The sequence below is a fragment of the Gellertiella sp. DMC107 genome (assembly GCF_056313605.1).
On record NZ_JBQUZZ010000003.1, the window covers coordinates 543,191 to 558,185 of the forward strand.

At 60.8% G+C, this 14,995-nt stretch carries 13 protein-coding genes; all 13 read right to left on the reverse strand.

Translation table 11 applies throughout. From position 1 onward, the window contains the following. Positions 1–47: 47 nt before the first annotated feature. Entirely contained in the window at positions 48–1,370 is a 1,323-nt protein-coding gene (gene proS / locus ACT54B_RS13335; RefSeq protein WP_476045465.1) for a proline--tRNA ligase, read from the reverse strand. Positions 1,371–1,856: 486 nt separating this feature from the next. Beyond that, positions 1,857–2,126 carry a DUF1467 family protein gene (locus ACT54B_RS13340; RefSeq protein WP_476045467.1) on the reverse strand — a complete coding sequence of 90 codons (270 nt, stop codon included), beginning with the start codon at positions 2,124–2,126 and terminating at the stop codon, positions 1,857–1,859. A gap of 112 nt (positions 2,127–2,238) precedes the next feature. Next, complete coding sequence (gene mce, locus ACT54B_RS13345) at positions 2,239–2,643, reverse strand: methylmalonyl-CoA epimerase (RefSeq protein ID WP_476045468.1); 405 nt, start codon at positions 2,641–2,643, stop codon at positions 2,239–2,241. Positions 2,644–2,743: 100 nt separating this feature from the next. Further along, positions 2,744–4,417, reverse strand: coding sequence for a ribonuclease J (locus ACT54B_RS13350; protein WP_476045469.1), 1,674 nt, complete (start codon positions 4,415–4,417; stop codon positions 2,744–2,746). Between the two features lie 15 nt (positions 4,418–4,432). Then, positions 4,433–5,194 carry a biotin--[acetyl-CoA-carboxylase] ligase gene (locus tag ACT54B_RS13355; RefSeq protein ID WP_476045617.1) on the reverse strand — a complete coding sequence of 254 codons (762 nt, stop codon included), beginning with the start codon at positions 5,192–5,194 and terminating at the stop codon, positions 4,433–4,435. Between the two features lie 2 nt (positions 5,195–5,196). Then, positions 5,197–6,639, reverse strand: a complete 1,443-nt coding sequence (gene nuoN, locus ACT54B_RS13360; protein ID WP_476045470.1) for an NADH-quinone oxidoreductase subunit NuoN — start codon at positions 6,637–6,639, stop codon at positions 5,197–5,199. Between the two features lie 17 nt (positions 6,640–6,656). Further along, positions 6,657–8,168, reverse strand: a complete 1,512-nt coding sequence (locus tag ACT54B_RS13365) for an NADH-quinone oxidoreductase subunit M (protein ID WP_476045471.1) — start codon at positions 8,166–8,168, stop codon at positions 6,657–6,659. After that, the gene (nuoL, locus tag ACT54B_RS13370; protein ID WP_476045473.1) at positions 8,168–10,174 is read right to left on the reverse strand and encodes an NADH-quinone oxidoreductase subunit L; all 2,007 of its coding nucleotides are present in this window, start codon (positions 10,172–10,174) and stop codon (positions 8,168–8,170) included. The genes ACT54B_RS13365 and nuoL overlap by 1 nt, the downstream gene beginning before the upstream one ends. Before the next feature lie 6 nt (positions 10,175–10,180). Beyond that, positions 10,181–10,489, reverse strand: a complete 309-nt coding sequence (gene nuoK, locus ACT54B_RS13375) for an NADH-quinone oxidoreductase subunit NuoK (protein ID WP_476045475.1) — start codon at positions 10,487–10,489, stop codon at positions 10,181–10,183. 28 nt (positions 10,490–10,517) lie between these two features. Then, positions 10,518–11,132, reverse strand: a complete 615-nt coding sequence (locus tag ACT54B_RS13380; RefSeq protein WP_476045477.1) for an NADH-quinone oxidoreductase subunit J — start codon at positions 11,130–11,132, stop codon at positions 10,518–10,520. Between the two features lie 144 nt (positions 11,133–11,276). Next, on the reverse strand, positions 11,277–11,768 hold the full coding sequence (nuoI, locus tag ACT54B_RS13385; protein ID WP_476045478.1) for an NADH-quinone oxidoreductase subunit NuoI: 492 nt from the start codon (positions 11,766–11,768) through the stop codon (positions 11,277–11,279). 41 nt (positions 11,769–11,809) lie between these two features. Continuing rightward, on the reverse strand, positions 11,810–12,853 hold the full coding sequence (nuoH, locus tag ACT54B_RS13390) for an NADH-quinone oxidoreductase subunit NuoH (RefSeq protein WP_476045480.1): 1,044 nt from the start codon (positions 12,851–12,853) through the stop codon (positions 11,810–11,812). A 12-nt stretch (positions 12,854–12,865) separates the two neighbouring features. Next, entirely contained in the window at positions 12,866–14,947 is a 2,082-nt protein-coding gene (gene nuoG, locus ACT54B_RS13395) for an NADH-quinone oxidoreductase subunit NuoG (protein WP_476045482.1), read from the reverse strand. Positions 14,948–14,995: the final 48 nt, after the last annotated feature.

Here is a 14,995-nt window from a genome sequence, read left to right on the forward strand (position 1 = left end):
ACATTTTCACTGCGGACCGCCCTGCCCGGCGGTCTCCACAGCTCTGTTCAGCCGTTCAGCCGATTCATTGCGGCTTCGACGGTCATGGTTTCCCGCGCGCCGGTCTTGCGGTCCTTCACTTCAACCTCTCCGGCCGCGACACCGCGCGGGCCGACGATGATCTGGGTGGGAACGCCAATCAGGTCGGCGGTCGCGAATTTCTGCCCGGCACGATCGTCCGTGTCGTCGTAAAGCACGTCCTTGCCCGCCTTGGTCAGAGCGGCATAGATCGCTTCACAGGCCTGATCGCAACCCGCATCACCCGCCTTCATGTTGATCACAACCACATCGAAGGGTGCGACCGAAGCATGCCAGATGATGCCGTTCTCGTCATGGGAAGCTTCGATGATGGCGGGAACAAGGCGCGTCGGGCCAATCCCGTAGGAGCCCATGTGGACAATGTGCTCCTTGCCGTCAGGACCCTGGACCTTGGCGCCCATAGCTTCCGAGTATTTGGTGCCGAAATAGAAGATATGACCGACCTCGATGCCGCGGGCGGACAGGCGTTCACCTTCCGGGATCGCATCGAAGGCCGCTTCGTCATGCATTTCCGACGTGGCGGCGTAGACGGAGGTCCACTTGTCGAAGATGGCCTTGAGGCCTTCCATGTCGTCGAAATTCGTATCCTCGGCCGGGATGTCGAAATTCACGAAATCGCGGTGGCAGAAGACTTCCGATTCGCCGGTATCGGCGAGGATGATGAATTCGTGGCTGAGATTGCCACCAATGGGGCCGGTATCGGCACGCATGGGAATGGCGCGCAGACCGAGCCGCGCAAAGGTGCGCAGATAGGCCGCGAACATCTTGTTATACGAGTGCTCAGCACCTTCGCGGGTCAGGTCGAAGGAGTAGGCATCCTTCATCAGAAATTCACGCGAACGCATGGTGCCGAACCGGGGGCGAATCTCGTCCCGGAACTTGAGCTGGATGTGATAGAGGTTCAGCGGCAGGCTCTTGTAGGACTTGACCGTAGACCGGAAAATGTCGGTGATCATTTCCTCGTTGGTGGGGCCGTAGAGCATCGGGCGATCCTGCCGATCCTTGATCCGCAGCATTTCCTTGCCATAGGCATCATAGCGGCCGGATTCCTGCCAGAGCTCGGCAGACTGGAGCGTCGGCATCAGAAGCTCGATGGCGCCGGACCGATCCTGCTCCTCGCGAATGATGCGGTTTACCTTGTCCAGCACGCGCTTGCCGAGCGGCAGCCAGCTGTAAATGCCCTGCGACTGCTGACGGATCATGCCGGTGCGGAGCATCAGGCGATGGGAGACGATTTCCGCTTCCTTGGGATTTTCCTTGAGGATGGGCAGGTAGTAGCGAGACAGACGCATGATGAAATCCAGAACTGGGGCGATACCGATTTTTCCATGCGGAATCGGCACGAATGGATGGAAACTGGCCCTGTTCATAAACGCTTCGCACGATGAAGAAAACCCGCCAGCCGGGATCAAGCGAAATTGTCAGGTGGGAAACGCCGTGGGTGTCGCAGATAGCCGCGATGATGGCTTTTTCAGAGCGTTCGCCCGCCTCTATGGCAGAAATTTGTCAAACAGAAAATTTTCCCGAGGTGATGCAAAAATGTAGAATGCCCTATCGACAAACGGCAAACCTTGGGCTAGTTTCTGCCCACAAAACAGGCAAGGGAGTTCAATTCCTGCCTATCTCGCGGTCAAGTCTTGGGAGGATTGGATCTTAGGCGCGTTCATCGCAGCCCCGGAAACGGTGAAAAGGTCACGCGAAACTCGTAAAACAAGGCGTTCTGCGCCTTGTTTTTTTTTGCCCTCATGAAAGCCTGTTCGGTTATTCCGCTGCTTGCATCAGCCGTTGTTCGGCATGGGAACAGGAAGGGAATCGAGCGTCATCCCGAATTTCGCCACGGCGATCCACCACACGCCGCAAATGATCGCCGAAACGACCGTCGTCAGCGACAGGACCTTCCTGGCCTGGAATCGATGCGGCGCGCTTTCAACGGAGCCGGGCACCACATCATTTGCCTCCGCCTGAGTCTTGAGCCCGAAGGGCAGGCAGGCAAAAAGCGTGATCCACCAGACCACGAAATAGATGGCGAAGAGGCTGAAATAGTTCATGGGTTGCGCTCCGGCGTGTTGGCGCATTGATAGGGTGCGATCCGGCGGCGGTAAAGGCTGCCCTCACGGATTTGTCGAAGCTGCGCCATTTGATCGCAAGAGCACCCTGCCCTCAGACCTGCTCAAGCTCGATCAGCGTGCCAAAGAAATCCTTCGGGTGCAGGAACAGGACGGGCTTGCCATGAGCGCCAATCTTCGGCGTACCGTCTCCCAGAACGCGGGCACCGGTGGCTTTCAGCTGGTCGCGGGCAGCCAGAATATCCTCCACCTCGTAGCAAATGTGGTGCATGCCGCCGGACGGGTTCTTTTCGAGGAAGGCCGCAATCGGTGAATTCTCGCCGAGCGGCTCCAGCAGTTCTACCTTGGTGTTGGGCAGCTCGACGAAGACGACGCTGACGCCGTGTTCAGGCAACTTCTGGATATCCGAGACCCGGGCGCCCAGCGTGTCGCGATAGGCAGCGATGCCCTTTTCCATATCGGGCACCGCGATGGCGACGTGATTGACGCGTCCGAGCATGAACAACCTCCAGTCAGATCTTCGAGTCGTTCCAGGGGCTTGCAACGAAGCCCGCAGGAATGGGATGAACTGCCCCTCTTTAACCGGGGCAGGCTCTCGCTCAAAGTGAGACTTTGGTCAGGAAGACGCTGACGATCGGCTTCTTGCCCCACATATCGTTGGCCGCCGCGCGCACCGAGCGGCGCACCGCCTCGCGGACGGTTTCCAGATCCTTCCGGCGGGCCCTGGGTATGCTTTCGATGGCGCCGACGACGGCGTCCTGGAGCGTATCGTCCAGTTCCTCTCCCTCGTCGTCATAGAGCGGAAGCCCGTTGGAGATGATTTCCGGCTCGTCGAGGAAATCATAGCGGCCGTCGAGCAGGACATTCACCGCGACATGGCCGACATAGGAGAGCTTGCGGCGTTCACCGATGCCGAGTTCATCGAATTCGCCGATCAGCTTACCGTCTTTGAAGATGCGGCCATGCGGCACTTCGCCGATCACTTCCGCCGGCCCGGGGGCCAGGCGCAGCACATTGCCGTTGCGAACCTTCGGCACCTCCGGAATTCCGAAGTTGCGGGCGAGCTCTGCCTGGGCGGTCAGGTGCGCCGCTTCGCCATGAACGGGCACCAGAATGCGCGGACGCACCCATTCATACATCTGCACAAGTTCGCTCCGGCGCGGGTGGCCGGAAACATGCACCAGCGCCTCGCCGTCGGTGACGATCTTCACGCCCTGCTCGATGAGCTGGTTGCGGATATCCTGCAGGGCTTTTTCATTACCCGGAATAGCTCTGGACGAGAACACGACGGTGTCGCCGGCGGCAAGCGCCACATGGCGCATTTCGTCGCGCGCGAGCTTGGCCAGAGCCGCCCTCGCCTCGCCCTGGCTGCCGGTCAGGATCAGAACCACCTTGTCGCGCGGGATGTAGCCATATTCATCTTCGGCGATGAAGGGAGCGACCCCTTCCATCAGACCGATCTGGTCAGCAACATTGACGACCCGCTTCAGCGAGCTGCCCAGAAGCAGGACTTCACGGCCAGCGGCTTCCGCAGCCTTGGCGACAGAGCGTATGCGGCCGACATTCGAGGAGAAGGTGGTGATCGCGACACGCCCTTCCGCCGTTTCGATCAGCTGCTGAAGGCTTTTCGATACTTCCTCTTCGGAAGGCGAAACGCCTTCGCGCTGCGCATTGGTGCTGTCGCAGAGAAGTGCCAGGACGCCGCGATCTCCGATCTCGCGCAGGCGCTTCTCATCGGTCAGCGGTCCGAGCGAAGGGCTGTGATCGATCTTCCAGTCACCCGTATGGACCACCGTCCCGAGCGGCGTGGTGATGGCAAGCGCCATGGGCTCGGGAATGGAGTGATTGACCGCAATCGCCTCGATCTCGAAGGGTCCGATATTGATGCGATCCCCTGCCTTGAAGGGGGTGACGGGCACCTCGGCGCGCTTGCCATCATAGTCGCGCTTTGCTTCCAGAAGCCCGGCCGTGAAGGCAGAGGCATAGACCGGCACATTGAGACCGGGCCAGAGGTCATTCAGCGCTCCATAGTGGTCCTCATGAGCATGCGTGATGATGATCGCCTTGAGATTCTTCTTCTCCTTGGAGAGGAAGCCGATGTCGGGCAGCACCAGATCCACGCCCGGCAGATCCGGCCCGGCGAAAGTGACACCGCAATCCACCATGATCCAGCTGCGCTTGGTTGCGGGCCCATAGCCATAAAGGGCGAGGTTCATTCCGATTTCGCCCACGCCGCCCAAAGGTACGAAAACCAGTTCGTCCTGACCACTCATCCGCTTCTTATCCTGTCATCCGAAAAAAACATCACCGGCAGCGATGGGGATCACCCCACCGGCACCCGTATCCAGCATCAGGACCCCATCCGGTCCGATGCCCTTGAAAATACCGCCGAGAGACCGATCCGGCAAATTGACCGTTATTTTCTCACCCAGACCACAGGCATGCGCGCTCCAGCGCGCCACCACCTCGGCAATTCCCGCCCCGCCATTCCAGACCGCCAACATATGAGCCATGCTTTCGAAAAGATAGGCAAAGAGCTGGTCCGGGGAGATATGGACGCCGTGATCTGCCAGGCAAGTGGCCGGATAGGGCGTGCCTTCCGGCCGGAAGGCGACATTGACACCGATGCCGATCACCAGTGCATAGCGCCCGTCGGGGAGCTTTTCGCCCTCAAGCAGGATGCCGCTCGTCTTCTGCCGCGCAATCAGCAGGTCGTTCGGCCACTTGATCGCCAAGTCGGGCCCGTCTGTGGGCATGACCCGCCGAACTGCATCATGGACGGCAACGGCCACGGCAAGCGGCAGGGAAGCCAGCGATGGCAGCGGAGCGGGATCGATCAGCAGCAGGGACGCATAGAGATTGCCGGCCTCGGAGATCCAGGTCCGGCCGCGGCGACCGCGGCCGCCGGTCTGGCGGCTTGCGGTGATCCAGAGATGCCCGGGGTCTCCGGCGCGGGCGCGCATCAGGCATTCCGTGTTGGTCGAGCCTACATCCTCGAGGGGCTCGTGACGGAACCCGCCGAGCGGGTCCCGTCCATATGAGGCCGGTATCGTCAAAACAGCGACTTGGCTGCAGCGTCCGCGGCATCGCCCAGGATGCTGCCGAACAGCACATAGGCCATTACGAAGAGGCCGGACAGGCCATAGACCAGCTTCAGGCCAGCCGAGGCGGGCGCAAAGCCACCCTTGGCATCATCGAACCACATGACCTTGATGACGCGCAGATAGTAATAGGCACCGACCACCGAGGCGAGCACACCGATGATGGCAAGCGCGTAAAGCTTGGCTTCGATGGCGGCCACGAAGACGAAATACTTCGCAAAGAAGCCGGCCAGCGGCGGAATGCCCGCAAGCGAGAACATCAGCAGGGTCAGCACGAAGGCCATGAACGGATTGGTCTTCGACAGGCCAGCGAGATCGTCGATGTTCTCCGACGGTTGGCCGTCGGCCTTCCGCATCGACATGATGATGGCGAAGGAACCCAGCGTCATGGCCACATAGATCGCCATGTAGATCATCAGTCCGGACGCGCCGATGCGGCTGTGGGCTGCCAGGCCGACCAGGGCATAGCCCATGTGACCGATGGACGAATAGGCCATCAGGCGCTTGATGTTGGTCTGACCGATGGCGGCAAAGGAGCCGAGCAGCATCGAGGCGATGGAGATGAACACGATCACCTGCTGCCAATCATGCACCACCGGACCGAAGGCCGAGGACACGATACGGGCCAGCATCGCAATGGCTGCGACCTTGGGCGCACCGGCGAAGAAAGCCGTGACCGGAGTGGGCGCACCTTCGTACACGTCCGGCGTCCACATATGGAAGGGAACGGCCGAAATCTTGAAGGCGAAGCCGGAGAGCACGAAAACCAGACCGAAGACAAAGCCCAGCGAGCGGGTTTCAGCAGACAGGGCAGCTGCGATTTCTGCAAAGCCCGTATTGCCCGTGAAGCCGTAGACCAGCGACATGCCGTAGAGCATCATGCCGGAGGAAAGCGCGCCGAGAACGAAATATTTCAGACCCGCTTCGGTCGAGCGCGCGCTGTCGCGGTTCATGGCGGCCAGCACGTAAAGCGCGAGCGACTGCAGCTCCAGGCCCATATAGACCGAGATCAGGTTATTGGCCGAGATCATCAGCATCATGCCGAGCGTGGCGAGCACGACAAGAACCGGGAACTCGAACTGGTCGATCTGTTCCGCCTTGGCGCGCAGCCCCGCCATGAAAAGCGAGACGATGGCTGCGAAAAGCGCGGCCAGCTTCATGAAGCGCGCGAAGGCATCCGCCTTGAACACGCCCCCGAAGGCGAGGCCTTCGAGCGGCGTGACGAAGACATAGGCGGCCACGCCGACCAGCAGCAGGATCGCCAGTGTATTGACAAGCCCGGCCGCCGATTTGCCGGCAAAGACGCCGACCATCAGGAGAACGAGCGCGCCGATGCCAAGGCTGATTTCCGGTGAGGTCAGATGCAGACTAGCGGAGAGTGTTTCAGCAATCATATCCAGACGTCCTGTCCTCAATTCACCAGTGCCGCGACTTTGTGCGCGGCTTCAACCGCCACCGCATAATGGTTGACCAGCTGGTCGACCGATGCGGCGGTGGCATCGAAGATCGGCGCCGGATAGACACCGAAGAAGATGGTCGCGGCGATCAGCGGGTAAAGCACCAGCTTTTCGCGGCCCGAAAGATCGAGCAGGCTCTTCAGGCTTTCCTTTTCGAGCGGACCGAACACGACCCGACGATAGAGCCAGAGCGCATAGGCCGCCGAAAGAATGACACCCGTGGCGGCGAAGAGCGCGACGAAGGTGTTCGCCCGGAAGGCACCCATCAGCGTCAAGAATTCGCCGATGAAGCCGGACGTGCCGGGCAGGCCCACATTCGCCATGGTGAAGACCATGAAGGCGACGGCATATTTCGGCATGTTGTTGACCAGACCGCCATAGGCCGCGATCTCGCGGGTATGGGTGCGGTCATAGACCACGCCGACGCAGAGGAAGAGCGCGCCGGACACGAAGCCGTGGCTGATCATCTGGAATATCGCGCCCTGCACACCCTGGGTATTGGCCGCGAAGATGCCCATCGTGACGTAACCCATATGGGCGACGGAGGAGTAGGCGATCAGCTTCTTGATGTCTTCCTGCATCATCGCCACCAGAGAGGTGTAGATGATGGCGATGACCGAAAGGGCGAAGACCATAGGCGCGAAGAAATCGGACGCGACCGGGAACATCGGCAGCGAGAAGCGGAGCAGACCGTAGCCGCCAAGCTTCAGCAGAATGCCAGCCAGGATGACCGAACCGGCCGTGGGCGCCTGAACGTGGGCATCGGGCAGCCAGGTGTGGACCGGCCACATCGGCATCTTCACCGCGAAAGAGGCGAAGAAGGCAAGCCACAGCCAGGTCTGCATGTGGACCGGGAAATCATGGGCCAGCAGCTTCGTGATGTCGGTGGTCTGCGCATCCCAGTACATGGCCATGATGGCCAGCAGCATCAGAACGGAGCCGAGCAGCGTATAGAGGAAGAACTTGTAGGATGCGTAGACGCGATCCTTGCCGCCCCAGACACCGATGATGATGAACATCGGAATGAGGCCTGCCTCGAAGAACACGTAGAAGAGAACGATGTCGAGCGAGACGAACACGCCGACCATGAGCACTTCCAGGATGAGGAAGGCGATCATGTATTCCTTCAGGCGATGCTCGATCGAGTTCCAGCTCGCCAGCACGCAGAAGGGCATGAGGAACGTGGAAAGGATGACGAAGAGCATCGAAATGCCATCCACACCAACCCGGTAGCCGATACCGGTGCCGAGCCAGGGATGGCTTTCCACCATCTGGAAGCCCGGATTGGCATTGTCGAAGCCATACCAGATCAGCAGCGAAAGAAGGAACGTCGCAACCGTCGTCAGCAGCGAGATGTTCAGGATGTTGCGGCGGCCGTTCGCGCCGTCTTCCCGCATGAGAAGCAGCAGTACCACGCCGACAAGCGGCAGGAACGTGACCGTTGAAAGAATGGGCCAATCGGTCATCAGAAGGAACTCCCGAGCATCATCCAGGTAACGAGGGCCGCAATGCCGAGAAGCATCGCGAAGGCATAGTGGTAGAGATAGCCGGACTGAAGCCGGACCATCCGGTTGGTCACATCGACGACGCGGGCTGCGACACCATTCGGACCATAGGCATCGATGAGGCCGACATCCCCCTTCTTCCAGAAGAACCGGCCAAGCGCCTTGGCGGAACGGACGAAGAGCAGGTCATAGAGCTCGTCGAAATACCACTTGTTGAGAAGGAAATTGTAGAGCGCGCGATGCTGGGTCGCGAGCACCTTCGGCGTCGAGGGCGACTTGATATACATGTACCAGGCCGTGACGAAACCGATCAGCATGGCGAAGAACGGCGAGGACTTCACCCAGAACGGCACGTGATGCGCCTCTTCGAGGATATGGTTTTTCGGACCGTAGAAGATCGCACCCTTCCAGAACTCGGCCTGTTCCTCGCCGACGAAGTAGCCGTAGAAGACCATGCCGGCCAGGATCGCACCGGCGGAGAGCAGGAAGAGCGGGATCAGCATGACCTTCGGGCTCTCGTGGGCATGATCATAGGTATGATGATCCGCACGGGTATGGCCGAAGAAGGTCATGAACACCAGACGCCAGGAATAGAAGCTCGTGAAGAGAGCCGCAATGACCAGCAGGGTGAAGGCAAAGCCGGCAACCGGCAGTTCCGAGGCATAGGCGCTCTCGATGATCGCATCCTTGGAAAGGAAACCGGCGAAGCCGAATTCCGTACCGGGGATGCCGACGCCGGTGATGGCCAGCGTACCGATCATCATCGTCCAGAAGGTGACCGGGATCTTCGAACGCAGGCCGCCCATGAAGCGCATGTCCTGTTCGTGGTGCATGGCGTGGATGACCGAACCGGCGCCCAGGAAGAGCAGTGCCTTGAAGAAGGCGTGGGTGAAGAGGTGGAACACGGCCGCCCCATAGGCGCCCACGCCGAGCGATACGAACATGTAGCCGAGCTGCGAGCAGGTCGAATAGGCGATGACGCGCTTGATATCGTTCTGGACGAGGCCGACGGTCGCGGCGAAGAATGCCGTAATGGCGCCGATCAGCGTGACGACGGTCAGCGCATCATGGCTCTGTTCGAACAGCGGCGACATGCGGGCGACCAGGAAGACGCCGGCGGTCACCATGGTCGCGGCATGGATGAGCGCCGAAACCGGGGTCGGGCCTTCCATCGCGTCCGGCAGCCAGGTGTGCAGCAGGAACTGCGCCGACTTGCCCATGGCGCCCATGAAGAGCAGCAGGCAGACCGCGGTCAGCGCATGGGCCTTGTCGAGATGCATGCCGAAGAGATTGATCACGGGGTCGGCTGCGTTCGCGGCACCTTCAGCCGGCAGGTAGGTGGCGGCGGCTGCGAAAATCGTATCGAAATTGATCGAGCCGAACAGAACGAAGACGCCGGCAATACCGAGCACGAAGCCGAAGTCGCCCACGCGGTTGACGATGAAGGCCTTCATGGCGGCCGCGGTCGCGGACGGCTTCTTGAACCAGAAGCCGATCAGCAGGTACGACGCCAGACCCACCCCTTCCCAGCCGAAGAACATCTGCAGCAGGTTGTCGGAGGTCACCAGCATCAGCATGGCGAAGGTAAAGAGCGACAGATAGGCAAAGAAGCGCGGGCGATGCGGATCCGTGTGCATGTAGCCGATCGAGTAGAGGTGAACCAGGCTGGAAACCGAGTTCACCACGATCAGCATGATCGCGGTCAGCGTATCGATGCGCAGCGACCAGGCGACGTCGATGCCGCCGGACTGGATCCAGCGAAGAACCTCGACCTTGATGGCGGCTTCGCCCTCACCGTGATGACCGAAGCCCACATTGAGAAAGACGATCCAGGAGAGCGCGGCTGCCACGACCATCAGGCCGGTGGTGACATATTCCGATGCCTTGGCGCCGATAGAATTGCCGAACAGGCCGGCGATGATCGCTCCGATCAGGGGAAGAAAGACAATAGCCTTGTAGAGGAGCATGAGCCGTCAGCCTTTCATCATATTGACGTCTTCCACCGCGATGGAGCCGCGGTTGCGGTAGAAGACCACGAGAATTGCAAGGCCGATTGCCGCTTCGGCGGCTGCGACCGTCAGAATGAAGAGCGCGAAGACCTGACCGGTCAGGTCATGCAGGAAGGACGAGAAGGCCACCATGTTGATGTTGACCGAAAGGAGGATGAGCTCCACCGACATCAGGATGATGATCACGTTCTTGCGGTTCAGGAAGATCCCGAAGACGCCGAGCATGAAGAGAATGGCGCTAACGGTGAGATAGTGGGAAAGACCGATTTCCATGTGTTTGTTTCCTTGACCTTTCCGCTCCTCAGAGCCCCTGCCCCGGCTTCACCTTCACCACCTCGACGGCGGTTTCGGGCGTGCGGGCGACCTGAGCGGCGATATCCTGACGCTTGATGTTCGTGCGATGACGCAGCGTCAGCACGATGGCACCGATCATCGCAACCAGGAGAACCAGGCCGGCGATCTGGAAGAAGTAGACGTAGGTTGTGTAGAGCTGGTCGCCGAGGGCGGCCGTGTTGGTGCGGGTCGCGATATCCGGGATCGGATTGGCGATCGTCTTGCCGATCTCGGGCGAGATCACGCTTCCACCGACAACCACCACCAGTTCGGCGGCAAGGATCAGTCCGATCAGCACGCCCACAGGCGCGTAATCGAGCGCGGCGGAACGGAGCTTCGCGAAATCGATGTCGAGCATCATCACCACGAAGAGGAAGAGAACCGCGACCGCGCCGACATAGACCACAAGCAGGATCATCGCCAGGAATTCAGCGCCGGTCAGCAGGAACAGGCCCGCCGCATTGAAGAAGGTCAGGATGAGGAACAGGACCGAGTGGACCGGGTTCCGCGCCCAGATGACCATGAACGCCGACGCGATTGCGACAAAGGCGAAAAGATAGAAAAAAAGAGCCTGAAGACCCATGTTGGTGCCTTTTTCATCTTCCCCCGGGTGTGGACACTTGCCGTCCCTCACCCGTCGGACATGCACCGGCCATCCGGTACATCCCTCAAAATTGACTGGTGGCGGCCCGGCCTTCTGGCCCGGCCACCGGGGATATCCCTCACCTCAGCGGTAAGGGGCATCCTTGGCGATGTTGCGCGCGATTTCGCGCTCCCAGCGGTCGCCATTGTCGAGCAGCCGCTGCTTGTCGAAATAAAGTTCCTCACGGGTCTCGGTGGCGAATTCGAAGTTCGGGCCTTCGACGATCGCATCCACCGGGCAGGCTTCCTGGCAGAAGCCGCAATAGATGCACTTCACCATGTCGATATCGTACCGCACCGTGCGGCGGGTGCCGTCGTTGCGGCGCGGACCGGCTTCGATGGTGATCGCCTGAGCGGGACAGATCGCCTCGCACAGCTTGCAGGCAATGCAACGCTCCTCACCGTTGGGATAGCGGCGCAGCGCGTGTTCGCCGCGGAAGCGCGGGGAAACCGGACCCTTTTCGAAGGGATAGTTCACCGTGGCCTTCGCCTTGAAGAAATAGCGCATCGACAGCACGAAGGCGCCGACAAATTCCTTCAGGAACAATGAGTTGATAGCGCGTCCTAGAGCAGCCATCGTCAACCTCCAATTCTCGCGTTCAGGGTCACGGACATGGATCAGGCCCAGCCCATGAACTTCAGAACGAATGCAGTGATAATGACCATGGCGAGCGAGATCGGCAGGAATACCTTCCAGCCCAGCCGCATCAGCTGGTCATAGCGGTAGCGCGGCACGAAGGCCTTGACCATCGCGAACATGAAGAAGACGAGCGACGCCTTGATCAGGAACCAGACGATGCCGGGGACCCAATTGAGGAACCAGACGTCGACCGGGGGGAGCCAGCCGCCCAGGAACAGGATGGTGGTGAGAGCGCACATCAGCACGATGGCCGAATATTCGCCCAGCATGAACATCATGTAGGGGGTGGACCCGTATTCCACCATGAAGCCGGCCACCAGTTCCGATTCCGCTTCCGGAAGATCGAAGGGCGGGCGGTTCGTCTCGGCGAGCGCAGAGATGAAGAAGACGATGAACATCGGGAAGAGCGACAGCCAATGCCAGTCCAGGAAGGACGCCGGCAGCCCGAGGCGCGTGCCGAGACCATCATGCTGCGCCATGACGATATCCGTCAGGTTCAGCGAGCCGACGCAGAGCAGCACCGTCACGATCACGAAGCCGATCGAGACTTCGTAGGAAACCATCTGTGCCGCGGAACGGAGCGCACCGAGGAAGGGGTACTTGGAGTTCGATGCCCAGCCACCCATGATGATGCCGTAGACCTCGAGCGAGGAAATGGCGAACACGTAGAGGATGCCGACATTGATGTTGGCAATCACCCAGCCCGCATTCAGGGGCACCACCGCCCAGGTCGCAAGCGCCAGCGTGACGCCAACCAGCGGGGCCAGCAGGAAGACGCCCTTGTTGGCACCTGCCGGAATGACCGGTTCCTTGAAGACGAACTTCAGAAGGTCGGCGAAGGACTGGAACAGACCCCAGGGACCGACGACGTTCGGCCCGCGGCGCAGCTGCACGGCGGCCCAGATCTTGCGGTCGGCCAACAGGAAGTAGGCGATCAGCAACAGCAGGCAGACCAGCAGCAAGAGCGACTGCGCGACCATGATGGCCGCCGGCCAGACATAGGTAGAAACAAAGGTATCCATGCTTTTCTGCCCTTACTCTGCCGCAGCCTTGAAATTGTTGCGGGCCAATGCCGAGCACTCGGCCATCACCTTGGAGGCGCGCGCGATCGGGTTCGTCAAATAGAAGTCCTTGACCGCCGGCGTAAAGCCCGCAGAAGCCATCTTCCCGGCCTTTTTCGAAAGCGCGATCACGTCATCGGCATTGCCGGCGGCGATCTCGTCCACATTCGCAAAGTGCGGGTAGGCCGCATACAGGGCCTTGCGCAGCGCGCCGAGCGAATCGAAGGGCAGACGCTTGCCGAGCGTATCGGACAGCGCGCGCAGGATGGCCCAGTCCTCGCGGGCGTCGCCCGGCGGGAAGCCGGCGCGGTTGCCCATCTGGACGCGGCCTTCCGTATTCACCCACGTACCGGATTTTTCGGTGTAGGCGGCTGCCGGAAGAATGACATCCGCATGCATCGCGCCCTGGTCGCCATGCGAACCGAGGTAAACGGTGAACTTCGCGCTTTTGGCGGAGAAATCCAGTTCATCCGCACCGAGCAGGAAGAGCACGTCCATGGAGGCGAGCATCGCAGCCGCATTGTGGCCGCCCTCGCCCGGCACGAAACCGAGATCGAGCGCGCCGACACGCGAGGCGGCGGTGTGGAGAACCGAGAAACCGTTCCAGCCGTCCTTGACCGCTCCGACGTCGACGGCAAGCTTGGCGGCATTGGCGAGCACTTCCGCGCCGTTGAGCCCGGTCAGCGCACCCTGGCCGACGATGACGAGCGGCTTCTGCGCGCCCTTCAGCCTGGCAAGGAAACTGCCATTGCCGGCAGCAAGATCGGCAAGCGTATCGGTCCCGGCCCCGAGATATTCGTAAGGGTAGCGCATTTCGCCGCCTTCGCCGATCAGGCCGATGGCGAGGCCGCCCCGGCGCCAGCGCTTGCGGATGCGGGCATTCAGGACGGCGGCTTCATAACGCGGGCTGGAGCCGACGAGCAGAATGGCGTCGGCCTGCTCGATGCCCTCGATCGTGGCATTGAACAGGTAGGAGGCCCGACCGAGAGACGGGTCGAGCGCAACGCCATCCTGGCGGCAGTCCAGATTGTTCGAGCCGAGGGAGCGGATCAGCTCGCGCAGCGCATAGATTTCCTCGACGGAAGCGAGATCGCCAGCAATCGCGCCGATCTTCTCGCCCGAGGTCGCCGATACGGCCGCCTTGATCGCGCCGAAGGCGTCTGCCCAGCTTGCGGGCTGGAGACGGCCATCGCGGCGAACATAGGGGCGGTCAAGACGCTGGGTCTTCAGGCCATCCCAGATGAAGCGCGACTTGTCGGAAATCCACTCTTCGTTGATCTCTTCATTGACGCGCGGCAGGATGCGCATGACTTCACGGCCGCGCGTATCGACGCGGATGGCCGAACCCAGCGCATCCATGACGTCGATGCTTTCGGTCTTGCCGAGTTCCCAAGGACGGGCGGTGAAGGCGAAAGGCTTCGAGGTGAGTGCACCGACCGGGCAGAGGTCAACCACGTTGCCCTGCAGCTCGGAGGTCATGGCCTGCTCGAGATAGGTGGTGATTTCCGCATCCTCGCCACGGCCGATGAGCCCGAGCTCGGCAATGCCGGCCACCTCGGTGGTGAAGCGGACGCAGCGCGTGCAGTGGATGCAGCGGTTCATCTCCGTCTTCACCAGCGGGCCGATATACTTGTCTTCGACGGCGCGCTTGTCTTCGGTGTAGCGCGAGCTATCGATACCGAAGGCCATGGCCTGGTCCTGCAGGTCGCATTCACCGCCCTGGTCGCAGATCGGACAATCCAGCGGATGGTTGATCAGCAGGAATTCCATCACGCCTTCGCGGGCCTTCTTGACCATCGGCGTGTTGGTGAACACTTCCGGCAGCTCGCCGTTCGGGCCGCCGCGGATGTCGCGCACGCCCATGGCGCAGGAGGCCGCCGGCTTCGGCGGGCCACCCTTCACCTCGACAAGGCACATGCGGCAGTTACCCGCCACGGAGAGGCGTTCATGGAAACAGAAGCGCGGGACTTCGGCACCGGCTTCCTCGCACGCTTGCAGAAGCGTGAAATGATCCGGAACCTCGATCTCTTTACCGTCAACTTTCAGCTTTGCCATTGTCTCAACTTCAGTCCTGTTCGCGTTGCCGCCGGGCATGGCTGCAAA